Raw genomic sequence first — 22,656 nt, forward strand, 5'->3', positions numbered from 1 at the left:
CGCCCGACGGTGCGCGCTTCGTGCTCCCCCTCCAACCTTCTCGAAGGAGGCTGCCGTGACGGCAGAACACACCGTGCCGACCCCCACCGGGGCAGCACCCACGACTTCTGGCACCACCCCCGCCAAGAGCAACCACCGCTGGATCGCCCTGGCGGTCATCGCCCTCGCCCAGCTGATGGTCGTGCTCGACGCAACGATCGTGAACATCGCGCTCCCGTCGGCCCAGGCCGACCTGGGGTTCGGCACCGACCAGCGCCAGTGGATCGTCACCGCGTACTCGCTGGCGTTCGGCTCGCTCCTGCTGCTCGGCGGGCGCCTCGGCGACCTGTTCGGCCGCAAGAACACCTTCATCATCGGCCTGGTCGGCTTCGCGGTCGCGTCCGTGCTCGGCGGCCTCGCCGACTCGTTCGGCCTGCTCGTCGCGGCCCGTGCCCTGCAGGGTGTCTTCGGCGCCCTGCTCGCACCGTCCGCGCTCGGCATGCTGACCACCACGTTCCGCGACCCGAAGGAGCGCGGTCGTGCGTTCGGCATCTTCGGCTCGATCGCCGGTTCCGGTGCGGCCATCGGCCTGCTCCTGGGCGGCGTGCTCACCGAGTACGCGTCGTGGCGCTGGTGCCTCTACGTCAACGTCGTCTTCGCCGTGCTCGGCGTGATCGGCGCGCTCGTGTTCATGGAGAAGCCGCCGAAGGTCGACCGGCCGCGCATCGACGTCGCCGGCGTCATCACCATCACCGCCGGTCTGGTCGGCGTCGTCTACGGGTTCTCGAACGCCGAGACCAACGGCTGGGACTCCCCCGTCACCATCGCGATGCTCGCCGGCGGCGTCGTCCTGATCGCCGCGTTCGTGTTCATCGAGACACGTGTGGCGCACCCGCTGCTGCCCCTGCGGGTCGTGCTCGACCGTGACCGCGGCGGGTCGTTCATCGCGATCGGCCTGGTGGCGATCGGCATGTTCGGCATCTTCCTGTTCCTGACCTACTACCTCGAGCAGACCCTCGGGTTCAGCTCGCTGCAGACCGGTCTGGCCTTCCTGCCGATGCCGCTGTCGATCATGATCTCGGCGACGCAGATCGGTGGGCGACTGCTGCCCCGCATCGGCCCGAAGATCCTGATCTTCGCCGGTGGCCTCGTCGCCGCGATCGGCCTGCTCCTGCTGCTGCGCACCGACCTGGACAGCTCCTACGCGGGCACCGTCCTGCCGGCGCTGATCGTCATCGGGCTCGGCATGGGCACGATCTTCTCGTCCGCGATGAACACCGCGACCACCGGGGTGGCCCGAGCCGACGCCGGTGTGGCCTCGGCGACGGTGAACACCATGCAGCAGATCGGTGGCTCGATCGGCACGGCGCTGCTGTCGACGATCTTCGCCGACGTCGTGAAGAACAGCCTGACCGGGCTGTCGGCGGCGCCCACGAAGCTGCAGCAGGCGCAGGCCACGCTCGACGGCTACCACGTGGCGTTCGGCATCTCGGCCGGTGTGCTCGTACTCGTCGCCCTGGCGGGTGGCCTGCTCATCAACCGGCAGTCGGTGCGGCTCGACCGGCTCGCCCACGCCGCGTCCACGACGACCGGGAGCATCCCCGCCGCCGCACACTGACGCGTCAGCGGGGCTGCCGACTCGGAACGACGATCGCGATGTCGTACGACGACCACCGTGTCGTTCCGAGTCGACGCACCAGCCACCACACGCGCCCCGGTTGCGCAGTGTGTCGGTTTCCCTGTCACCCGTCAGTGGTCCGCATTATCGTGTGCGGCATGGCCCCCGTCCTGACCTCGCCGCTCGTGTCGACGCAGTGGCTCGCCGACCACCTCGGTGGTGACGAGCTCGTCGTCCTCGACGCCTCCGTGCACACGGTGGGGACCGGCCTCGAGACGATGTGGCACTCCGCAGTCGACTCCTACGAGCAGCGCGGGCACGTCCCCGGCGCCCGCTTCGCCGACCTCGTCGACGCGTTCTCGACGCCGGGCGCCGAGGTCCCCTTCACCCGCCCGAGTGCCGAACGGTTCGAGGCTGCGGCCGGCGACCTGGGTGTCACGAACACCTCGACGGTCGTGGTCTACGACGACAGCGTCGGCGAGTGGTCGGCACGACTGTGGTGGATCTTCCGTTCGTTCGGCTTCGACTCGGTCGCGGTCCTCGACGGCGGCTTCACGAAGTGGCGCGACGAGGGCCGTCCGGTCCGCGTCGGAGCACTGCGCCAAGCGTCCGGTGCGGCGAAGGCATCCGACGACGACCGTGCCTTCCTCGCCGGTGAAGAGCGCCCGCTCTGGGCCGACCACGCCCGTGTCCGCCGAGCCGTGACCGGTGAGCAGCCCGCGGCGCTGGTGTTCGCGGCGCCCGAAGTGGCCCTCGGCGACGACCACCCGCCGATCATCCCGGGCAGCACCCCCATCACGGCGGACACCCTGGTGGACCCGGAGACGAACGCCTACCTGCGGGGGCCGAAGCTCGCCGAGGCGTTCGCCGCCGTCGTCGGCGAGGACGAGATCGTGACGTACTGCGGGGTCGGGAGCGCCGCGTGCGTGGACGCCCTGGCACTGACCGTGCTCGGCCACGACAAGGTCACCGTCTACGACGGCTCGCTGCTGGACTGGTGGCGACACGAGCCCGAGGCGCTGGCGTCCTGACACCGACGCCCGCCGGTCCCGTCCCGAGGACCGCCCATGGCACGGCTAGCGTTGGCGCATGAGCTCCAGACGCGCGGTCATCCTCGGTGGCACGGGCGGGATCGGTTCGGCCGTCGCCCGTGAGCTGCTCGACGCCTCCGGCCGAGGCGGCGACGACTGGCAAGTCGACGTCCTCGCCCGTCGTGGGGGCCCGGCGGCCGACGCCCTGAGCGCATCGGGCGCGAGCTTCACCGCCGGTGACCGCCGCGACACGAGCACCGTGCGTGACCTCCTCCGCCCCGGCGCGGACCTGCTCGTCGACACCGTGGGGCTGACCCGCGACGACGCGACGCAGCTCCTGCCGTTCCTCGACGACGTCGGTTCCACCGTCTTCGTCTCCTCGCGCGCGGTCTACGCCGACGAGCAGGGGCGGCATGCGAACTCGACCGACAAGCCGGTCTTCGGCGGCGCGGTCACCGAGATCCAGCCGACCGTCACCGCGGGCGACGGCGACCCGACCAGCCGCGACGGCTACGGCGCCGCGAAGGTGGCGTCGGAGCAGGTCCTCCTCGACCACGGCGCCCCGGTCACGGTCCTGCGACCGTCGAAGGTGTACGGCGTCGGCATCGGCCGTCCGCGCGAGTGGTTCGTGGTGCGACGGGTGCTCGACGGGCGCGAACGGATCCTGCTCGCCGACCACGGCCGCGGCGTCGACCACACGACGGCCGCGAGCGGGATCGGCTCGCTCGTCCGCCTGGTCGCCGATGCTCCTGACCGGCGCATCCTCAACGTCGCCGACGACACCGCTCCGACGGCGCTCGAGATCGTGCGGACCATCGCCGGGCACCTCGACCACCGGTTCGACGAGGTCCTGCTCGACGCGGACGCCCCCGCCTTCGTCGGGACCACCCCGTGGTCGTCGCCGTCACCGTTCGTCCTCGACACGACGGCGGCGCGGGCGCTCGGGTGGCAGCCGCCGACCTTCGCCACGGCGGTCCTGCCCGAACTCGACTGGCTGATGGAGACCGCGCAGAGTACGCCGGTCGACGGCGACGTGCCGTGGGCTGACGACCCGTTCTGGGAGCGCTTGTTCGACTACGGCCCCGAGGACGCCGCCCTCGCGCTCCTGTCGCTCGGCCTCGGGTGACGGTGCCGAGCGTGCCCCGCTCCGAGGTCCTGTTCGTCGGCGGGCGGTCCGGCGTGGGCAAGTCCACGGCCGCCGAGGCGCTGCACGACCTGCTCGTCGCAGCGGACGTCCGTCACGCGGTGATCGAGGGCGACCTGCTGGACCTCGCGCACCCGGCGCCGCACGTCGAGCACCCCGAGGCGCACCTGGCCGAGCGGAACCTCGCCGCGATGTGGCAGGCCTACCGCGAGCTCGGCCACCACCGGCTGGTCTACACGAACACGGTGTCCGTGCTCGAGCACGAGCGTCTGGCCGCCGCCATGGGCGACGACCCCATGGTCACGACGGTCCTGCTGCGCGCGGCAGACGGTCCCACCGCCGAGCGCCTCGCTCGGCGGGCAGGTGGCGAGGTCCCTGAGGCGCAGCTCGCGCACAGCACGCGGACGGCCGGGAGGCTCGACGCGGCTTCCGGGGACACGGTCGCCCGGCTGGACACGGACGATCTCGCCCCCGCCCAGGTCGCGCAGCGTCTCGCCGCGTTGACGGGGTGGCTCCCCCGCTGACCGCTCGGACGAGGGCTGTGGAGACCGACGATCCGTCCACAGATCGCGGCGATCGTTGGTCCGCCCAGTCGCCACGGGGCACGCTGGAGGCATGAACGACAACCGACTCGGCACCTCGGTCAGCCCGTACCTCCGGCTGCACGCCGACAACCCCGTGGACTGGCGCGAGTGGGGCCCCGAGGCCTTCGCCGAGGCACGTGAGCGCGGCGTGCCGGTCCTGGTGTCGGTCGGCTACGCCACGTGCCACTGGTGCCACGTCATGGCGCGTGAGAGCTTCGCCGACCCGGAGATCGGTTCACTGCTCCGCCAGGACTTCGTCGCGGTCAAGGTCGACCGCGAAGAGCGTCCCGACGTCGACGCCAGCCTGATGGCCTCGGCGAGCGCGTTCACGCAGCAGCTCGGCTGGCCCCTGACGACGTTCCTGACGCCCGAGGGCCACGTGTTCTTCGCCGGCACGTACTTCCCGCCGACCCCCGTCGGTCAGGTGCCCGCGTTCCGGCAGATCCTGGCGGCGGTGCTCGATGCGTGGACCGAGCGGCGGCACGAGGTCGACGCGAACGCCGCGGCCATCGCGACGGCGATCCGGCAGGGGGCCGAGGCGGACGCGACCGCCCGCGCCGGCGACGGTCCTGGCGGAGCCGACCCGCGCCTCCCGTCCGTCGACAGCATCCGGGCCGTCACCGGTCAGCTGTCGCAGGCAGAAGACACCACCTACGGGGGTTTCGGCGGCGCGCCGAAGTTCCCGAGCACACCGTTGCTGGAGTTCCTCGCCGACGCAGCACGCGACGGCGATGCCGAGGCCGACGGTCTGCTCGACCGGTCGCTGCACGCGATCCGGGCCTCCGAGCTGACCGATGCCGACGGCGGCGTGTTCCGGTACGCCACCAAGCGCGACTGGAGCGTGCCGCACTACGAACGGATGCTCTACGACAACGCCGGCCTGCTCGCGGTCGCCGGGGCCGAACAGGCACGCGGCATCGCGGACTTCCTGCGCGACACCCTGCGGCAAGACGACGGAGCGTTCGTCGCCGCGCAGGACAGCGAGTCCACGATCGACGGCCAGCGAGTGGAGGGCGAGTGGTACCGACGGCCGCTGTCGGAGCGCGTGCTCCTCGACCCGCCACCACTCGACGGCCAGGTCCTGACCGGGTGGAACGGCCTGGCGATCCGCGGACTCGCGATCGCCGGTGACCGTCACGACGACCCCGAGATGATCGGCCTCGCCCGGGATGCAGCCGATGCACTGCTGCGGTCGCACGTGCGCGACGGGCACGTCCTGGTCCGCTCGAGCACGCCTCGCGGTGCGTCAGCAGCACCGGCGACCATCGAGGACGTCGGGCTGCTGGCCGAGGGTCTGCTCGAGCTCGCCCTGGTGACCGGCGAGGTCACCTACGCCGTGACGGCTCGTTCCCTGGTCGACGACGGCCTGGCGAACCGGTTCGACGTCGACGCCGTGCTCGCAGGAGCGGGCACGGCGACCGGGGAACAGCCGCAGACCGCGATGCGCTCCGGTACGGTGGCGCTGGCCGCAGCGGCAGCCGGCCTCGCGGCGTTGACCGGCGACTCCGCGTACCGGACGGCGGCGGCGCGGTTGGTGGCCGACCGCGCGACGACGGGTACCGAGCGACCGCTCGGGCACGCCGACGCCCTCGGTGTCGCACTCGGCCTGCATCGGCCCTCGCGCGAGGTCGTGGTCGTGACGTCGGACCCGCACGACCCACTCCGCGATGCCGTCCGCGCCGCGCGCCGACCCGGCACGGTCATCGCTCGCGTGACCCCGACGCAGGCTGCGGAGTGGGCGGCTGCGGGGTTCGAGCTGTTCGAGGCCCGGGACGCCCTCGACCCGGCTGCGTACGTCTGCCACCACCGCGTGTGCGCCCTGCCCGCTCGATCCGCGGCGGACCTGGTCGCCGGACTCGCAGCACCGGCGGCGTGACGGTATCCTGGAATGCTCATGTCTCCCACGCCGCCAGTCATCACGTACCCGCCCGAACTGCCGGTCTCGCAGCGGCGGGACGACATCGCGGCCGCCATCCGTGACAACCAGGTCGTCATCGTCGCGGGTGCCACCGGCTCGGGCAAGACCACCCAGCTGCCGAAGATCTGCCTCGAGCTGGGGCGTGAGCACATCGGGCACACCCAGCCCCGCCGGATCGCCGCTCGCACCATCGCCGAGCGCGTGTCAGAAGAGCTCGGCAGCGAGCTCGGCGACCTCGTCGGCTACCAGGTCCGGTTCACCGACAAGGTGTCGTCGAACACCCGCATCAAGCTGATGACCGACGGCATCCTGCTGAACGAGATCCACTTCGACCGCGACCTGAAGCGGTACGACACGATCATCATCGACGAGGCGCACGAGCGGTCGCTCACGATCGACTTCCTGCTCGGCTACCTCAAGCGGCTCCTGGTCCGGCGACCCGACCTCAAGCTGATCATCACGAGCGCGACGATCGACCCCGAGTCCTTCTCGAAGCACTTCGGCGACGCCCCGATCATCGAGGTCTCCGGGCGGACCTACCCCGTCGAGATCCGGTACCGCCCGCTCGTGTCCGAGGACGCCGACGACACCGATGAGGACGACGAGACCGATTCGCGCACGGCCGACCGCGGCGGGGCGAACGGCGCCGACGACCGCGACACCCTGCAGGGGATCACCGACGCGTTGGACGAACTCGCGCGGGAAGAACCCGGCGACGTGCTCGTGTTCCTGTCCGGCGAGAACGAGATCCGCGACGCGCAGGACGCGATCGAGGGCAAGCGCTACCAGGGCACCGAGGTCCTGCCCCTGTACGGCCGGCTCTCCGCCGCCGACCAGCACCGCGTCTTCGACCGACGCACCACGCCGGGGATCCGCCGACGCGTGGTGCTCGCCACGAACGTCGCCGAGACCTCGCTGACGGTGCCCGGCATCAAGTACGTCATCGACACCGGGACCGCCCGCATCTCGCGGTACTCCCCGCGCGCCAAGGTGCAGCGGCTGCCGATCGAGGCGATCTCGCAGGCCAGCGCGAACCAGCGTTCGGGTCGAGCGGGCCGCACGAGTTCCGGCATCGCGATCCGGCTCTACTCCGAAGACGACTTCGAGCGTCGAGACGAGTTCACCGACCCCGAGATCCTGCGGACGAACCTCGCCGCGGTGATCCTGCAGATGATCTCGCTCGGGTTCGGCGACATCGAGTCGTTCCCGTTCCTGCAGCCACCGGACTCCCGCGGCGTGAAGGACGGCCTCGACCTGCTGCGCGAACTCCGCGCCGTCGACAAGGACGGCCGGATCACCAAGTCCGGACGACAGCTCACCCGGCTGCCGATCGACCCGCGGCTCGGCCGGATGGTGCTCGAAGCCGGGCGGCAGGGCGTCGGTCGCGAGGTCGTCGCGGTCGTCAGCGCCCTGAGCATCCAGGACCCCCGCGAACGCCCGCTCGAGAAGCGCGCCCACGCCGACCAGATGCACGCCCGCTTCGCCGACCCGACGAGCGACTTCCTCACCCTGCTCGCGCTGTGGAACTACATCGAGGACAAGCAAGACGAGCTGTCGTCGAGCGCGTTCCGCCGGCTCTGCAAGGCCGAGTTCCTCAACTACCTGCGCATCCGCGAGTGGCAGGACCTCTACCGCCAGCTCTCCCGCGCCGCGAAGCAGGTCGACGTCCGGGTCGGGCAGTCCCGCTCCGACGACGGCGACGCGGTGCACCGATCCCTGCTCGCCGGTCTGCTCAGCCAGATCGGACTGCGCGACCGCGAGAAGCGCGACTACCTCGGCTCGCGGAACACCCGCTTCGTGGTGTTCCCGGGCAGTGTGCTCGCGAAGAAGCAGCCCGACGCGGTGATGGCGGCCGAACTCGTCGAGACCAGTCGACTGTTCGCACGGACCGTCGGCCGGATCGACCCCGCCTGGGTCGAGCCCCTCGCCGGTGACCTGCTGAAGCGCACCTACGGCGAACCGCACTGGGAGAAGAAGCAGGGCGCGGTCGTCGCCTACGAGCGGGTGACCCTGTTCGGCGTCCCGATCGTGCAGCGGCGCCGCGTGCAGTACGCCCGGATCGACCCGGAGCACTCGCGCGAGCTCTTCATCCGCCACGCCCTGGTCGAGGGCGAGTGGGAGTCGCAGCAGGCGTTCGACCGTGCCAACCGGAAGCTCCGCAAGGAACTCGAGCAGCTCGAGGAGCGCACGCGCCGGCGCGACATCCTGCTCGACGACGAGAACGTCTACGAGTTCTACGACGCCCGCATCCCAGCCGACATCGCGACGACCCGCGACTTCGAGGGGTGGTGGCGGACGACGCGCCGCGACCAGCCGGACCTGCTCACGATGCGCCGGGCGGACCTCCTGGACGAATCCGCTGCCGAGGCGGCGGAGGACGACGTCGAGTACCCGACGCAGTGGCGGAGCGGCGACCAGCGACTCGCGATCCAGTACCGCTTCGAGCCGGGCGCGCAGGACGACGGCGTCAGCGTGCAGGTGCCGCTCGCGCTGCTCCCCCGCATGCGCGAAGAGGGCTTCGACTGGCAGGTCCGCGGCCTGCGCAAGGAGCTCGTGACCGCCCTCATCAAGTCGCTGCCGAAGCAGATCCGCAAGAACGTCGTACCCGCCGCCGACTGGGCCGAGAAGATCGTCGCCGAACTGCCGGACGACGCCCCGACCGAGCCGACCGAGTCGTTCCGCGCGACCCTGGCCAAGGCGATCCAGCGCATGACCTACGTCCCGGTGTCGGAGTCCGACTTCGACCTGGCCCGCGTGCCGTCACACCTGCTGCCGACCTGGGCAGTCGTCGACGAACGTGGTCGGCGCGTCGAGGCCGGCAAGGACCTGTCGGTCCTGCAGACGAAGCTCAAGGACCGCACCCAGCAGAGCGTCGCCTCCGCCACGGTGCGAGGTGCGGGACGACCGGGAGGCGCGGCTCGCGTCGCCGCCGCCGGTGGCGGAGCCGGGGTGGAACAGTCCGGCCTCACCACGTGGCCGGCCCAGGACCTGCCGCAGACCCTCGACACCAAGCAGGCCGGTGGTGTCATCCGCGCCTACCCGTCCCTGGTGGAAGAGGGCTCCGGCCCGAAGGCGACCGTCGGCGTGCAGTTGCTCGCGACGCCGTCCGACCGGCAGGTGCGCATGCCCGCCGGGGTCCGTCGCCTGGTGATGCTCGCGGTGCCGTCGCCGGTGTCGTACATCCAGTCGCACCTGACCGCGCAGGAGAAGCTCGCACTCGCGGCGAGCCCGTACGCCTCCACGAACGCACTCTTCGACGACGTGCTCGCGGCCGTCGTCGACGCGGTGATCCGTCGCGCTCACCCGGACGGGCTCGTGTTCACGAAGGCCGCGTTCGAAGCGGTTCGTGACGCCGTGTCGGCGACGGTCGTCGACACGATGTTCACGGCGGTGTCCGAGCTCGCTGCCGTGCTCCTCGCCCAACGGTCCGCCGAACGAGCACTCAAGCAGGCGAACTCGATGTCCCTGCTCGGTGCGCTGACGGACATGCGCCAGCAGATGGAGCGACTCGTGTACCCGGGGTTCGTCTCGGTTGCCGGGCTCGACCGGCTCCGACGCATCCGGGTCTACCTGCAGGGCATCGAGGCACGCGTGCAGAAGCTGCTGCAGAACCCCGGGCGCGATGCCACCTGGATGCGCGAGGTCACCGTCGCCACCGACCGCTACGTCGACGCCGGCGGAGCCTTCCCTCCGACAGTCGGTTCGCACCCCGAGCTCGTGCACGCGCGGTGGATGCTCGAGGAGTTCCGCCTCAGCCTGTTCGCGCAGGAACTCGGCACCGCTGAGACGGTGTCGTTGCAGCGGATCACGAAGGCCCTGACCGCGGCGCGCTGATCGGTCTACCGTGACGGCCATGATCGGCACACTCGACATGGTCGTCCTGGACTGCGCAGACCCTCGCGGCCTGGCGCGCTTCTACGGGGAGCTGCTCGGCGGCGAGATCGTCGGCTTCGACGAGGACTGGGCCGAGGTCGCGCTCCCCTTCACCGACCAGCGGCCGCTCCTGGCGTTCCAGCAGGTCGAGGACTACCGCGCCCCGGAGTGGCCCGGGCAGCTCGTCCCGCAGCAGAGCCACCTCGACGTGAAGGTCGAGGACCTCGACGACGGCGAGGCCGCGGTCCTGGCCATCGGTGCGACCGCGACGGGATCGGCGACCGAGACGTTCCGCGTGTACCTCGACCCGGCGGGCCACCCGTTCTGCCTCATCCGCCCGAATGACTGAACCCGATCGAGCGTCGGCATGGCTCCACTCGACGGAGCACCTCGTGACCATGCTGGCTCCATGTCGACGTACGACACCCACCTCACCGCCCTCGCCGGAGCAGCGCGACGGTTCGACGACGTCCTGCGGTCCGGCGACCGCGCGGCACCGGTGCCGTCGTGCCCTGGTTGGTCCGTCGGAGACCTCGGTACCCACCTGGCCGACGTGCACCGGTGGGCGCTCGGGCAGCTGACCGGTTCGGAGCCCGCACAGCTCGCGCACGACGACCTCGCGGACCGCTTCCGCACGGGCGCCGACGAACTCGTCGCAGCGCTCCGAGCCCGCGCCTCGGACACCCCGTGCTCGGCGATCTACCCGCCGGACACGGCGGCGACCTGGGCACGTCGCCAGGCGCTCGAGACCGCGATCCACCTGTGGGACGCGCAGCAGGCGCTGGGAGCCGAGCCGGGCCTCCCGGTCGAGCTGGCGACCGACGGCGTTCGTGAGGTCGTCGGTGACCTGTACCCGCGTCAGGTGCGGCTCGGCCGCATCGCGCCGCTGGCGCGGACCGTCGTGTTCGCGTTCTCAGACGCACCCGGCGAGGCCACGCTCGACGGCGCGGACGGTGGCGACGCCGCCGTCATCGTCACCGGTCGGGCGGAGGACGTGCTGCTCCTCCTGTGGAAGCGACGGGCGCTCGTCGAGGTCGCCTTGACGATCGACGGCGAGCGGGCAGCACTCGACGCCGCACTCGCGACCAGACTGGTGCCATGACGGAGCTCCGGCCGATCGACCTGGACACCTGGCCCCGCCGTGAGCACTTCGAGCACTACCGGCAGCGTGTGCAGTGCTCCTACGAGGTGACCGTCGACGTCGACGTGACCACGTTCGTCGCGGCGGTCCGCACGAGCGCGGCGAAGACCTACGCGTCCCAGATCTGGGCGATCGCGACCGTGGTCAACCGTCACGCCGAGTTCCGGATGCAGCTGCTCGACGACGGCTCCCCCGGCGTCTGGGACGTCGTGCACCCGATGTTCACGGTGTTCCACCCGGACACGGAGACCTTCTCGGCGCTGGTCGTGCCCTACGACGAGGACCCCGGCCGGTTCCACGCCGCCGCGGTCGAGACGATGGATCGGTACCGGGACGACGTCCGGATGTTCCCGCAGGACGACCGGCCCCGGAACGTGTTCGACGTCTCGACCTTCCCCCGCACGTCGTTCACCGGGTTCGCGCTGCACGTCCGCGACGGGTACGACCACCTGTTGCCGATCATCACGCTCGGCAGGTACCGGACGGAGGGTGACCGCATCGTGATGCCGCTGGCGCTGCAGATCAACCACGCGGCAGCCGACGGTTTCCACAGCTCGCGGTTGGTCCAGGAGCTCGAGGACCTGCTCGCCGATCCGTCGTGGCTGGTGTGAGCGCGCCACGCTGACGGACGGGAGGCCCGTGGCGGACCCGCCACGGGCCTCCCGTCCGCTCGCCCCGAGTCCAGGGCCGCGCAGGACGCCGTCGTGTGCGCGAGACGCCGAGAAACGGCGCGGCGTCTGGGCGCCACACCACGCGACGACGATCGCGTCAGGACGACCGCGCCGCCAACGCCTGCTGGTTCTCGCGGCGGATCGCGTCGCCGCCCCGGCGACGCCACTCCCGCACGGTCCCCTTCCACGACGACACCTTCGCCCGCCCGAGCAGCACGTCGTTGATGGCGTTCGTCGCGAAGGTGCCGAGGGCCGGCCCGGTCGTCGAGTTCGTCGGCGAGTACAGGCCGTAGGCGGGGTTCGGCAGCCCGCGGTCGACCCACGACGACAGCGACTCGTAGACGGTGTCCGTCATCGTCGGGTTGCCCGAGTAGTACAGCGGCAGCGGGCACTCGGTGAAGTACTGCAACGGGAACTCGCCGAGCGCGGTCTCGCTGTTGCCCGTCTTCGTCAGGACCGGGGATCCGTCGCGGTACTCGAAGTCGCGGCCCTCGATGCCGAACTTGCGGTACATCCAGGCCTCGGTGCCGAAGGGCGACGCGCACCAGTTCAGGACCTCGAGGAGCATCTTCACGCGCTCCTCACCGCCGGCGGCGACGGCCGCGATCGCGTTGTTCGGGTCGCCGAGCCACGGCTTCGACTCCGCTCCGGACGGTCCGACGAAGGGGGCGATGGTCAGCTCGAACCCGCTGCCCGGGGTGGCCTGCTGCAGCAGTCCGGGGATGGCGCTGTACGTGTCGGAGAGCATGAGGGCGGAGCCCTGCACGAACCAGACCTTGCCGTTGTAGGCGGTGATGCTGTCCGGGTGGACGAGGTCCTCGGCGATGAGCTTCCGCGACACCTCGAGCAGGTCCTGGTACTCGTCCAGCTCGTACATGTGGGTGAACCGGCCACCCTCGACCTGCCACTGGTTCGGCAGCCCGAGCATCGGACCGAGGATGTTCGTCGGCACCGAGGCGAGCGCCCACCGGTTGCTGTGCGGGTCCGAGACGTCGCGGCAGACCTGGACGAACTCGTCGACGCTCGAGAACGCGGGGTCGACGCCGAGGGCTTCGAACCGGTCCTGCCGGCGGTACAGGGCCTGCGACGTCAACGGTCCGCGCGGGACGGGGACGCCGTAGATGCCGCCGGAGAAGACGGTGCCGCGCCACGACGCGGTCGGCAGGTTGGCGAGGTAGGGGTAGTCGCGGACGCCGCTGCCGGACAGGTGCGGACTGAGGTCGGCGGCCTTGGCCTCGAGGAACTGCGGCAGGTACGGGAACGACCCGAACACCGTGAACACGTCGCCGAGGGTGTCGCCCGCGACCTGCGTGGCGAACTTGTTGCCGAAGTCGGCGTTCGGCGTGATGGTGAGGTCGAGGTCGATCCCCATCCGCCGGTCGAGCCCCTGCCAGTACGGGTTGCTGCCCTTCGAGGGCGGCACGGGCGAGTTCGTCGGGACGCTGCCGTGCACGGTCGAGCCGTCGCCGGGCTTGCCGTCGGTGGGCACGAGCGACGCCGGGATCTTCCGGAAGGCGCTCGGCATGAGGGCGCTCGTCTTCGGGAACGCCGGCTCCGGCCCGCCGGCCCACGGCACGTAGTCCGGCAGCGTGACCGCCTGGTTGATCGCCTTGACGTCGGTCGAGCGGGTCACGGTGGAGCAGCTGGCCAGGAGGCCCGTGGCTGCGACCCCGAGACCGCCCGCGATGAGCGCGCGGCGGGTGATTCCGTTGTTCGTCACGCTGGTCAGCCCTTCACCGCACCGGTCAGGACACCCTTGGCGAAGTGCCGCTGCAGGAACGGGTAGACGATGAGGATCGGCACGATCGAGACGACGAGGATCGCCATCTGGATCGAGGCCTGCGGTGGGAGGGCATCGGCGGACGCCCCGAGGTCGGCGCCGCCGAGCTGCGCGTTGTTGATCACGTAGGTGCGGAGCACCAGCTGCAGGGGCCACTTCGCGGTGTCGTTGATGTAGAGCAGCGCGTTGAAGAACGCGTTCCAGTAGCCGACGGCGTAGAACAGGCCGATGACGGCGAGGACGGCCTTCGACAGCGGCAGCACGATCCGCCAGAACACCGCGAAGTCACCGGCGCCGTCGATGCGTGCCGACTCGAGGAGCTCCTGCGGGATCGCCATGAAGAACGACCGCATCACGATGACGTTGAAGGCGCTCAGGGCGGTGGGCAGGATGAGCGCCCAGTACGAGTCGAGCAGCCCGAACTGCTTGACGACGAGGTAGTTCGGGATGAGACCGGGCGCGAACAGCAGGCTGACGAGCACGAGGCCGAGCACGGCGCCCGACCCGTAGGAGCCCGGACGGCTGAGGGCGTAGGCGAGCATCGCGCTCACGAACAGGCTGATGAGCGTGCCGACGGTGGTGATGCCGATGCTCACGACCAGGGCCCGGGTGACGACACCGCCGGCGAAGATGCTCTCGTAGGCACTGAGGTCGAAGCCCTTCGGCCACATCACGAACCCGCCGGCGTCGTTCACCTGGCTGGTAGGTGCGAGGCTCGTCGACACGATGCCGACGAACGGCAGGATCACCACGAGGCAGATCACGAGCAGGACCGCTCCGGTGAGCAGCCGTCCGGGTAGCGGAGCCGCGTCCGGGCCACCGCGCTTGCGCTTCTTCGCCCGTGGGACGGTCACCGTGTGCGTGGCGGTCATCGCGACTCCTTCTGGTAGACGCCCGCTTCACCGAAGACGTGCGCGAGCTTGTTGGCGCCGAGCACGAGCAGCACGCCCACGACGCCCTTGACGAGTCCGACGGCCGCGGCGACACCCCACTGCCCACCGAGCACGCCGTTGTTGTAGACGTAGGTGTCGAGGACCTCGCTCGCGGCACGACCGACGGCCTGCTGCTGCAGGATGATCTGCTCGAAGCCGACGGTGAGCGAGTCACCGAGCCGCAGGATGAGCAGCAGGATGATGATGCCGCGCATGCCGGGCAGGGTGACGTGCCACAGCTGCCGCCAGCGCGAGGCGCCGTCCATCTTCGCCGCCTCGTACAGGCTGGCGTCGATCGAGCTGAGGACGGCGAGGAACAGGATCGTCGCCCAGCCGGTGTCCTTCCAGATCACCTGGCTGGTGAGCAGCGCGATGAACCCGTCGGGGTTGCCGAGGAAGTCGATCGCGTCGCCGCCGGCGGCACGGATCGCGTTGTTCACGAGCCCGGAGCCGCCGAGGATCTGCTGGAACACCGCGACGACGATCACCCACGACAAGAAGTGCGGCAGGTACAGGATCGACTGCACGACGCCCTTGATCCGCTCGGACAGCAGCGAGTTGAGCATGAGCGCCAGGATGATCGGCGCGGGGAACACGAACACGACCTGCACGAGGGTGATCACGAGGGTGTTCCGGAGCGCGCCGAGGAACTCGCCGTTGCCGTCGAACACCACCGAGAAGTTCTCGAACCCGACCCAGGGGCTGCGGCCGAGCGGGACGAACGGCAGGTACTCCTGGAACGCGATGAGGTTCCCGAGCAGCGGCAGGTAGTGGAACCCGATCAGCAGGGCGACTCCCGGCAGGCCCATCAACAGCAGCACCCGGTCGCGGCGGATCCGCTGCCACGTGCTCCGTCGGCGGAGCCCGGGGTCGGGCGGTGATGCGGTGTGCGCGGTGGTCGTCGCGCGGACGTCGAGCTTCGTCACTCGGTGGCCTCCTCCGTTGGATTCCTGCAGCGACCCTGGCGTGCGGAGTTACAACGTGGCAATCCGTTGCCAAACGTTTCCATCGTTGTAACGCTCCAGTGAGCGCACACCCGCAGCCCCGCACGACGACTCCACCGGAGACCGGCCGCGCTACGCTCGTCCCGATGCGCGCAACCGTGCGGGACGTGGCCACCCTCGCCGGGGTGTCGCCGAAGACCGTCTCCAACGTCATCAACGGCGGCGTGGTGGTGCGCCCGGAGACCCGCGAGCGCGTCGAGCGGGCCGTCGCCGAACTCGACTACGTGCCGAACCTGTCCGCCCGCGGGCTGCGGAACGGCCGCTCCGGTGCGATCGCCCTGACCCTTCCCGAGATGGGCAGCGCCTACTCCGCCGAACTCGCGCAGTGGTTCGTCGAACTCGCCCGCGAGCGCGGATGGGTCGTCCAGCTCGACCAGACCGGCAACGACCCGGCCCGCGAGCGCGAACTCGTCTCACGAGCCCGCGCCCACCTCGTCGACGGCCTCGTGCTCAACCCGGTGTCGCTCAGCGCGAGCGTCCTGGCCTCGACCGAGGGGCTGCCGCCGACCGTCGTGATCGGCGAGGTCGAACCCGAGCACGTCGACCAGGTGCACGTCGACAGCCGGGCCGCCGCCGAGCAGGTCACCGCCTACCTGGTGTCCCGGGGCCACCGCCGGATCGCGGTCGTCGGTGCCGCCCGGGCGTCCGAGCCCACCGCCACCAGCGAGCTGCGGGAGCGCGGGTACCTCGCCGCACTCGCCACCGCCGGGATCGAACCGGACCCCGCACTGCGGGTGCCGCTGCCGTCCTGGACGACGAGCTCGGCAGCGACGGCGTTCGCGGCCTGGCTCGACGAGCACCCCCTGCCCGACGCCGTGTTCGCGTTCACGGACTCGATCGCCTTCGGCGTGCTGCACGTCCTGGCCGCACGAGGCGTCAGCGTCCCTGAAGACGTCAGCGTCATCGGGTTCGACGACATCGACGGTGCGGCGTACGCGATCCCCGCGCTCAGCACGGTGTCGTTCGACCGGCGGGCGTTCGCGACGGCAGCACTCGACCTGCTGACCCGACGGATCGAGGACCGGAGCCTGCCGCCCGAGACCGTGGTGGTGCCGCACCGCATCGTCGAGCGCGCGAGCGTCGCCGACCGCTAATCGCTGGTCGCCGATCGCTGATCGCTGATCGCTGATCGCTGATCGGCGTACGCTCCGCGGCATGACCAGCGAAGACGCCTCGATGCCGACGCTCGCCGCGACCGTCCTGCAGTCCCCGGAGCCGATCACCCTCGCCCGGTTCTACGGCGCCCTGACCGGGTGGACCGTGTACGAGGACGACCCGACCTGGGCCCGCATCCGCCCCGCCGAGGGCCCCGGTCTGTCCGTGCAGTACGAGCCCGAGTACGTCGCGCCGACCTGGCCCGGCACCGCCGACGCCCCCGGCATGCAGCTGCACCTCGACTTCCAGGTGGAGGACCTGCCGGCAGCCGTCGCCCGCGCCGAGGAGCTCGGTGCCACACAGGCCGCGTTCCAACCGCAGGACGACGTCCGGGTGCTGCTCGACCCCGACGGGCACCCGTTCTGCCTGTTCCTGCCCGGGGCCTGAGGCGGGCTGGCCGCCTCCCGAGGTTCCACAACACGCCGGGTGATCACCGCCGAGGTTCCGAACTGCGGCGATCCGAGCGCCGACATGCCGAGATTTCGGAACCTCGGGGACGAGACGAGACGGGACGACACGACACGGGACGGGACGGGCGCGGGGACGGGCGCGGGGACGGGACGGGCGCGCCTCAGGCCGGGTCGGCGGCCGCCAGCACCGCGGCGCGCGTGCGGGCGTCACCGAGGATCCGGAAGTGCCCGCCCACCGGCAGCCGCACGTTCGTCGCCCCGGACAGTTCACTGCCCTCGGGGATGAGCGTGTCGAACACCCCGTAGACCGAGGTGATGCGGGCGTTCGCGTCGAGCTCCCGCGCCAGTCCGGCCAGCACGGGGTCGGCCGCCCGGAACACCCGCAGGTGCCGCACCGGAGCCAGTCGCGCGTAGCCCGACCCGGCGAACGGCGTCGACACGGCGACCATGCGGTCGATGCGGCCGTGGTCGTCGAGCTGGGTCATCGCGTACTTCCCGATGAGCCCGCCCTTGCTGTGCGCGAGCACGAGCACGTTCCGCAGGTCGTGCTCCTCGAGGTACGCGAACACGTCGCGCGCCGAGTCCGGCACCGGACGCAGGTTGTGCCGCAGCACCGGCAGCACGTGCACCGGGTGCCCGCGGTCGTGCAGGGCGTCCATGAGCGGCCGCATGAAGTGCCAGGTCTCGTAGACGCCGGGGATCACCACGATGGGCTGGCCGTCGCCGGTCCGGTAGTCGTCAGCGGTGGTGGGCCCGAGGCTCCGCACCTGCCACGAGATCGCGTACCACCAGTCGAGTGCGGCCCACCTCGCGCGTCGCACCAGCGGGATGCCGGGAGGCACGGGTCGGCCCGTGCGCGCCGATCCCGTCGCCGAGGTGGTCGGCTCGGTCATCGAATGCCCTCCGACGCGTGCGAGCGTCGGAACTCGCCGACGAGTCGGGCGAACGCGACGGGGTGCCGCTCCTGCGCGTGGTGCGGCCCCGGGAGTTCGACGAACGATCCCCGCGGAGCGTTTGCGGCGACGCGGACGGCCCAGTCGCGGCGCACGATCGGATCCTCGGTGCCCCGGACGACGAGGACGGGTCGGCGTACCTCGGCGATCGTGTCCTCCAGCCGGTACCGGAGCATCGGGCGCAGCTCACGGACGTACTGCCGGACGCTCCGCAGGTAGTCGGTGACGAGCACGCCGTTCATCCGGAACCCCTCACCCGCTCCGTCGCGGAACAGGTCGGACGCCACCAGCGGCAGGGACCGGCGTTCCACCGGGATCACCGGGCTGACCAGGACGACGGAGCCGACGGACCCGGGGTGCTGCCGGGCTGCCTCCGTCACGACCTGCGCACCCATCGACTGCCCGACGAGCACGAGGTCGTCGGCACCCCGCGAACGGACAGCCCGGACGACCAGGTCGCCGAGTTCGCCCATCGACAGGGTCCGGCCGGCACCGGGCAGCCCACCGAAGCCGGGCAGGTCGACACTGACGGTGCGGTGGGTCGTGGCGAGCGCACGCTGCGACCGGGCGAACGAGCGATGGGACATCCCGATGCCGTGGACCAGCACGACCGTGGGGGCGAGGTCGCTGCGCAGCCGACCGGCGGGTGCCGCGGTGTGCAGGCGCACCGGAAGGCCGTCGATCCGGACCGTCTCCACCTTGGCGCGCACGAACCGAGGGTACGCGGCGGTTCGCAGCACCGGGTCAGCGTCGTCATCGGGCACCCATAGGGGCGCGGTGTGCACTGCCTTCCATGAGCGACACCACTCCCACGAACGGCCACGAGCCGGGCAACGCCGCCCGCACTCCCTCGGCAGCGGCACCGGCCGGCTGGGGTTCGGCCCCGACGCCGACCCTCGACGCACCCGCACCGAACCAGTACGCCCAGCAGCCCTACCGCTCCGACGCCGGATCCTGGAACGCCGGCGACCCGAACGGCGCCACCCCGTGGTACGGCGCCTCGGCCCCGACGAGCCGGAAGAGCACACCGAAGCCGCCGTGGTTCTGGCCCGTCCTGGCTGCGATCGTCGGACTCGCAGCACTGCTCGTCGGGGGCGGCATCGGCTTCGCCATCGGGCATGCGATCGGTGGGGACCAGTCCCAGTCGACGACGCAGGTGCCCGGCACGAACGGCGGGACCAACGGCGGCACGAACCAGTTCCCGGGCAACGGCACCGGGCAGCTCCCCGGGTACGGATCCGGCAGCGGCACGGACGGCAGCAGCAGCGACAGCGGCACCGGCACCGGCACCGGCACCGGCACCGGCAGCTGATCCGCAGTACGCTCCGGCCATGCGCAAGGTCACCGCAGGGCTGTTCACGTCGGTCGACGGCGTCGTGCAGGACCCGTACGAGTTCCAGTACGACAGCTTCGACGACGAGCTCGGGGCCGGGATGGGCGCGTTCATGGCCCGCACCGACACCGTCCTGCTCGGCAGGAACAGCTACCTCGAGTGGTCCGAGTGGTGGCCGGCACACCCCGACGACGGCTTCGGGCAGTGGATCAACCCGATCGAGAAGTACGTGGCCTCCACGACGCTCGGCGACGACCTGACGTGGCAGAACACCACCAGGATCCCGGGCGACCTCGACACCTTCGTCCGCGAGCTCAAGGAACGCGACGGCGCCGACATCGCGGTGTGCGGCAGCGTGAGCGTCGTCCGGCACCTGCTGTTCGCGGGGCTCCTGGACGAGCTCCAGCTGATGGTGCACCCGGCGATCGCCGGCTCCGGCCGGAAGCTGTTCGAGCCGACCGACCCGGCCACGCGCCTGCGGCTGGTCGACAGCACCGTGACGAGCAAGGGGAACGTCGTGAGCACCTACACACGGCTCGACGCCTGACGGAGCCGACCCGGGCCTCCCGGTCGGCAGTGGACGGGAGCGGTCCACAGCGCGCGTACCCTCGTGGGTGACCACCTCACGAACCGAAGAAAGCCGGATCAGCATGCCCCAGGACACCCGCCCGCACGTCGTCATCGTCGGCGGTGGATTCGCCGGTGTCGCTGCCATGCGCGAGCTGGCGGACGCTCCCGTCCGGGTGACGCTCGTCGACCGGCACGTCTACAACATGTTCCAGCCCCTCATGTACCAGGTGGCGACGGGCGGACTGAACGCCGGCGACGTGACGTACTTCCTCCGCAGCCTGCGCGCCAAGCAGCACAACGCCGAGTTCCGGCACGGCCTGCTCACCGGCATCCGGACCGACGAACGCATCGCCGAGATGTCCGACGGCGAGCACCTGCACTACGACTACCTGGTGCTCGCGAACGGTGTGAACACGAGCTACTTCGGCACCCCGGGCGCCTACGAGTACGCGTACTCGATGTACTCCCGCTCGCAGGCCCTGCGGATCCGCGACGAGCTGTTCACCCGGCTGGAAGAAGCCGCCGCGAACCAGGGCCCCGACGAGATCAAGATCGTCATCGTCGGCGGCGGCGCGACCGGCGTCGAGATGGCCGGCGCACTCGCGGAGCTCCGCGACCAGGCACTCGAGGGGGCGTACCCCGAGCTGGACAAGGGTGCCATCACGATCACCCTCGTGCACCGCAGTGGCGAGCTGCTCAAACCGTTCGCCCCGCGCCTGCGCCGGTACGCGGCCAAGGTCCTGCGGAAGCGCGGCGTCGTCCTCCGGCTGAACACCGGCGTCTCCGAGGTCAAGACCGACGGCGTGATGACGGCCGACGGCGAGTTCATCCCCGCCTCGCAGGTGATCTGGGCCACCGGCGTCGCCGCCCACAAAGAGGTGTCGGGCTGGGGCCTGCCGCAGACCAGCGGCGGACGCATCCAGGTCGGCGACGACCTGCGCGTCAACGGCGCCGAGCGGATCTTCTCGGCCGGCGACATCGCGGCGCAGTCCGAAGCCCTCGCGCAGCTGGCCCAGCCGGCGCTGCAGGGTGGACGGCACGTCGCGAAGCAGATCAAGCGTCTGCTCGAGGGCAAGCCCACCGAGCACTTCAAGTACTTCGACAAGGGCACGATGGCGACCATCGGCACGAACGCCGCGGTCGCGCAGCTGCGGGGTGGCATCACGCTCGTCGGGCCCGTCGCGTGGCTGGCGTGGGTGGCCGTGCACATCGCGTCGCTGCTCGGCAACGGCAACCGGCTGTCGACGCTGTCGCACTTCTTCGTCCGCTACCTGTGGTTCATGCGGAAGCGTGCGATCCCGATCGTCGGCGACGTCCGGCCCGTGCGCCCGAACGGCGACCGCGAGCCGGAGCCGTGGCAGATGCAGAAGTCCGAGTAGTCGGCGCCGACGCGCTCGCGCGTCGCGCGTCGCTTCGCGGTTCGCTTCGTGAGTAGAAATGGTCGGGTCCGGTGACTGAACCCGACCATTTCTGCTCACCATGCGCCGTGGTTCGGACCGGCGACGGCCGGGAGGCGCGGGGCGGGGCCGCCACGGGCCTCCCGTCCGTTGCCGGGGCGCGTGGGGCTGGCGCCGACTCGGAACGACCATGTCGACGTCGTGCGACATCGAACTCGTCGTTCGGAGTCTCGCAGGGACCGGTCGCCTACGCGACCCGCACGCCGGAGTAGGCGCCGGCGGCGATGTCCTCGAGCAGTCCGGGGCCGGTGGGCTCCCACCCGAGGAGCTCGCGGGTGGCGTCGGACGTGGCGGACATCTCCATGCCGAAGAACCGGCCGATGAACCCGAAGTGCGCGTCCGCGTCCGCCGGGTCGATCGAGGTCACCGGCAGCCCGAGGACCTCGCCGATGGCCTCGGCGATCGCCCGGGTCGGGATCGCGGTCTCGGCGACGGCGTGCATCCGAGTGCCGGCCGGCGCCTGCTCCAGACCGAGGCGGACGAGCCGGGCGGCGTCGGTGACGTGCACGGCGGACCAGCTGTTGGTGCCGTCGCCGACGTAGCCGGAGACGCCGCGCTGCCGGGCGGCGCCGACGATCGCGGCGATGAAGCCGTGGTCACCGGTGCCGTGCGTGGTGGGGCTGAACCGGGCAGCGATCGTGCGTACCCCCTGGCCGACGAAGTCGAAGCCGCGGTTCTCGCTGCCGCCGCGCATGCTGTCCGGGCCGACGAACGGGTTGGCGTCCCCTTCGGTCGAGGGGCGGCCCTGGGCGAGCCCGGCGACGCCCGATGCGAGGACGAACGGGCGGTCGGTGCCGACGAGCGCTGCACCGATGGTCTCGACGGCGGCCCGCTCGCTGGCATTGGTGGCGGCGGCGTTCGCCCAGTCGTGCTTGTTGGCGAGGTGCAGCACGCCCTCGGCCTCGGAAGCGCCGCGGCGGATGGCGTCCAGGTCGTCGAGGTCGCCCCGGACGACGTCGACGCCCTTCGCGTCGAGCGCTGCGGCCGAGGCGTCGGACCGGGCGAGTCCGGTGACGGTGTGTCCGGCGGCGAGCAGGTCGTCGACGGTGTGGGAGCCGATCCAGCCGGAGGCCCCGGTGACGAACACGTGCATGAGTGGTCCT

20 protein-coding genes are annotated in these 22,656 nt (G+C 71.1%); 14 read left to right on the forward strand and 6 right to left on the reverse strand.

What is annotated here, in order from left to right:
* Positions 1 to 55 precede the first annotated feature (55 nt).
* The 9 genes from EDF51_RS09680 to EDF51_RS09720 all read left to right on the forward strand — a co-directional run bounded on the left by EDF51_RS09680 (position 56) and on the right by EDF51_RS09720 (position 11,899).
* Complete coding sequence (locus EDF51_RS09680) at positions 56 to 1,597, forward strand: MFS transporter (RefSeq protein ID WP_123291813.1); 1,542 nt, start codon at positions 56 to 58, stop codon at positions 1,595 to 1,597.
* A 158-nt stretch (positions 1,598 to 1,755) separates the two neighbouring features.
* Positions 1,756 to 2,628, forward strand: coding sequence for a rhodanese-like domain-containing protein (locus tag EDF51_RS09685; RefSeq protein WP_166673520.1), 873 nt, complete (start codon positions 1,756 to 1,758; stop codon positions 2,626 to 2,628).
* A 58-nt stretch (positions 2,629 to 2,686) separates the two neighbouring features.
* The gene (locus tag EDF51_RS09690) at positions 2,687 to 3,754 is read left to right on the forward strand and encodes an NAD-dependent epimerase/dehydratase family protein (RefSeq protein ID WP_134194635.1); all 1,068 of its coding nucleotides are present in this window, start codon (positions 2,687 to 2,689) and stop codon (positions 3,752 to 3,754) included.
* A gap of 11 nt (positions 3,755 to 3,765) precedes the next feature.
* Positions 3,766 to 4,296, forward strand: a complete 531-nt coding sequence (locus EDF51_RS09695) for an ATPase (RefSeq protein ID WP_134194637.1) — start codon at positions 3,766 to 3,768, stop codon at positions 4,294 to 4,296.
* Positions 4,297 to 4,387: 91 nt separating this feature from the next.
* Positions 4,388 to 6,232, forward strand: coding sequence for a DUF255 domain-containing protein (locus EDF51_RS09700; RefSeq protein WP_134194639.1), 1,845 nt, complete (start codon positions 4,388 to 4,390; stop codon positions 6,230 to 6,232).
* Between the two features lie 18 nt (positions 6,233 to 6,250).
* Positions 6,251 to 10,108: an ATP-dependent RNA helicase HrpA gene (gene hrpA / locus EDF51_RS09705; protein WP_134194641.1), complete on the forward strand. Its 3,858-nt coding sequence runs from the start codon at positions 6,251 to 6,253 to the stop codon at positions 10,106 to 10,108.
* A gap of 19 nt (positions 10,109 to 10,127) precedes the next feature.
* A complete protein-coding gene (locus EDF51_RS09710) occupies positions 10,128 to 10,496 on the forward strand; it encodes a VOC family protein (protein WP_134194643.1) in 369 nt (122 codons plus the stop codon).
* A gap of 60 nt (positions 10,497 to 10,556) precedes the next feature.
* Positions 10,557 to 11,249, forward strand: a complete 693-nt coding sequence (locus tag EDF51_RS09715) for a maleylpyruvate isomerase family mycothiol-dependent enzyme (protein ID WP_166673521.1) — start codon at positions 10,557 to 10,559, stop codon at positions 11,247 to 11,249.
* Entirely contained in the window at positions 11,246 to 11,899 is a 654-nt protein-coding gene (locus tag EDF51_RS09720) for a CatA-like O-acetyltransferase (RefSeq protein WP_134194647.1), read from the forward strand. Before EDF51_RS09715 ends, EDF51_RS09720 begins: the two co-directional genes overlap by 4 nt.
* A 157-nt stretch (positions 11,900 to 12,056) precedes the next feature.
* Here the strand turns inward: EDF51_RS09720 and EDF51_RS09725 are convergent, their stop codons facing one another.
* From EDF51_RS09725 to EDF51_RS09735, 3 genes are read right to left on the reverse strand one after another with little or no spacing between them, the layout of a single operon-like run.
* A complete protein-coding gene (locus EDF51_RS09725) occupies positions 12,057 to 13,679 on the reverse strand; it encodes a hypothetical protein (RefSeq protein WP_134194649.1) in 1,623 nt (540 codons plus the stop codon).
* 5 nt (positions 13,680 to 13,684) lie between these two features.
* Positions 13,685 to 14,611 carry a carbohydrate ABC transporter permease gene (locus tag EDF51_RS09730; protein ID WP_123291805.1) on the reverse strand — a complete coding sequence of 309 codons (927 nt, stop codon included), beginning with the start codon at positions 14,609 to 14,611 and terminating at the stop codon, positions 13,685 to 13,687.
* A complete protein-coding gene (locus EDF51_RS09735; protein WP_243650079.1) occupies positions 14,608 to 15,597 on the reverse strand; it encodes an ABC transporter permease subunit in 990 nt (329 codons plus the stop codon). The genes EDF51_RS09730 and EDF51_RS09735 overlap by 4 nt, the downstream gene beginning before the upstream one ends.
* 164 nt (positions 15,598 to 15,761) lie before the next feature.
* Here EDF51_RS09735 and EDF51_RS09740 point away from each other — a divergent pair, with 164 nt between their 5' ends.
* Together EDF51_RS09740 and EDF51_RS09745 are read left to right on the forward strand one after the other, a co-directional pair.
* Complete coding sequence (locus EDF51_RS09740; protein WP_131846648.1) at positions 15,762 to 16,769, forward strand: LacI family DNA-binding transcriptional regulator; 1,008 nt, start codon at positions 15,762 to 15,764, stop codon at positions 16,767 to 16,769.
* A gap of 61 nt (positions 16,770 to 16,830) precedes the next feature.
* The gene (locus EDF51_RS09745; protein WP_243837105.1) at positions 16,831 to 17,217 is read left to right on the forward strand and encodes a VOC family protein; all 387 of its coding nucleotides are present in this window, start codon (positions 16,831 to 16,833) and stop codon (positions 17,215 to 17,217) included.
* Between the two features lie 184 nt (positions 17,218 to 17,401).
* Here the strand turns inward: EDF51_RS09745 and EDF51_RS09750 are convergent, their stop codons facing one another.
* Together EDF51_RS09750 and EDF51_RS09755 are read right to left on the reverse strand one after the other, a co-directional pair.
* The gene (locus EDF51_RS09750; RefSeq protein WP_347876522.1) at positions 17,402 to 18,133 is read right to left on the reverse strand and encodes an alpha/beta hydrolase; all 732 of its coding nucleotides are present in this window, start codon (positions 18,131 to 18,133) and stop codon (positions 17,402 to 17,404) included.
* A complete protein-coding gene (locus EDF51_RS09755) occupies positions 18,130 to 18,903 on the reverse strand; it encodes an alpha/beta fold hydrolase (protein WP_134194651.1) in 774 nt (257 codons plus the stop codon). The genes EDF51_RS09750 and EDF51_RS09755 overlap by 4 nt, the downstream gene beginning before the upstream one ends.
* A gap of 83 nt (positions 18,904 to 18,986) precedes the next feature.
* Between EDF51_RS09755 and EDF51_RS09760 the strand changes: the two genes are divergently transcribed.
* The 3 genes from EDF51_RS09760 (at position 18,987) to EDF51_RS09770 (ending at position 21,475) form a co-directional block, all read left to right on the forward strand.
* Positions 18,987 to 19,505 carry a hypothetical protein gene (locus EDF51_RS09760; protein WP_134194653.1) on the forward strand — a complete coding sequence of 173 codons (519 nt, stop codon included), beginning with the start codon at positions 18,987 to 18,989 and terminating at the stop codon, positions 19,503 to 19,505.
* A gap of 19 nt (positions 19,506 to 19,524) precedes the next feature.
* The gene (locus EDF51_RS09765; protein ID WP_131846644.1) at positions 19,525 to 20,073 is read left to right on the forward strand and encodes a dihydrofolate reductase family protein; all 549 of its coding nucleotides are present in this window, start codon (positions 19,525 to 19,527) and stop codon (positions 20,071 to 20,073) included.
* 67 nt (positions 20,074 to 20,140) lie between these two features.
* Positions 20,141 to 21,475: an NAD(P)/FAD-dependent oxidoreductase gene (locus tag EDF51_RS09770; RefSeq protein WP_243837106.1), complete on the forward strand. Its 1,335-nt coding sequence runs from the start codon at positions 20,141 to 20,143 to the stop codon at positions 21,473 to 21,475.
* Positions 21,476 to 21,740: 265 nt separating this feature from the next.
* Here EDF51_RS09770 and EDF51_RS09775 read toward each other — a convergent pair whose 3' ends face one another.
* Complete coding sequence (locus EDF51_RS09775; RefSeq protein ID WP_131880425.1) at positions 21,741 to 22,646, reverse strand: SDR family oxidoreductase; 906 nt, start codon at positions 22,644 to 22,646, stop codon at positions 21,741 to 21,743.
* Between the last annotated feature and the right edge of the window lie 10 nt (positions 22,647 to 22,656).

This window comes from Curtobacterium sp. PhB25 (assembly GCF_004365375.1).
In the GTDB taxonomy this organism is placed as follows: Bacteria; Actinomycetota; Actinomycetes; order Actinomycetales; family Microbacteriaceae; genus Curtobacterium.

Bases quoted from the DNA above. Each gene is read 5' to 3' on its own strand.
- EDF51_RS09765 (WP_131846644.1), top strand. From the start codon at position 19,525: ATGCGCAAGGTCACCGCAGGGCTGTTCACGTCGGTCGACGGCGTCGTG.
- EDF51_RS09775 (WP_131880425.1), bottom strand. From the start codon at position 22,646: ATGCACGTGTTCGTCACCGGGGCCTCCGGCTGGATCGGCTCCCACACC.
- EDF51_RS09715 (WP_166673521.1), top strand. From the start codon at position 10,557: ATGTCGACGTACGACACCCACCTCACCGCCCTCGCCGGAGCAGCGCGA.
- EDF51_RS09745 (WP_243837105.1), top strand. From the start codon at position 16,831: ATGACCAGCGAAGACGCCTCGATGCCGACGCTCGCCGCGACCGTCCTG.
- EDF51_RS09750 (WP_347876522.1), bottom strand. From the start codon at position 18,133: ATGACCGAGCCGACCACCTCGGCGACGGGATCGGCGCGCACGGGCCGA.
- EDF51_RS09730 (WP_123291805.1), bottom strand. From the start codon at position 14,611: ATGACCGCCACGCACACGGTGACCGTCCCACGGGCGAAGAAGCGCAAG.
- EDF51_RS09760 (WP_134194653.1), top strand. From the start codon at position 18,987: ATGAGCGACACCACTCCCACGAACGGCCACGAGCCGGGCAACGCCGCC.
- EDF51_RS09720 (WP_134194647.1), top strand. From the start codon at position 11,246: ATGACGGAGCTCCGGCCGATCGACCTGGACACCTGGCCCCGCCGTGAG.
- EDF51_RS09690 (WP_134194635.1), top strand. From the start codon at position 2,687: ATGAGCTCCAGACGCGCGGTCATCCTCGGTGGCACGGGCGGGATCGGT.
- EDF51_RS09710 (WP_134194643.1), top strand. From the start codon at position 10,128: ATGATCGGCACACTCGACATGGTCGTCCTGGACTGCGCAGACCCTCGC.
- EDF51_RS09740 (WP_131846648.1), top strand. From the start codon at position 15,762: ATGCGCGCAACCGTGCGGGACGTGGCCACCCTCGCCGGGGTGTCGCCG.
- EDF51_RS09700 (WP_134194639.1), top strand. From the start codon at position 4,388: ATGAACGACAACCGACTCGGCACCTCGGTCAGCCCGTACCTCCGGCTG.
- EDF51_RS09685 (WP_166673520.1), top strand. From the start codon at position 1,756: ATGGCCCCCGTCCTGACCTCGCCGCTCGTGTCGACGCAGTGGCTCGCC.
- hrpA (WP_134194641.1), top strand. From the start codon at position 6,251: ATGTCTCCCACGCCGCCAGTCATCACGTACCCGCCCGAACTGCCGGTC.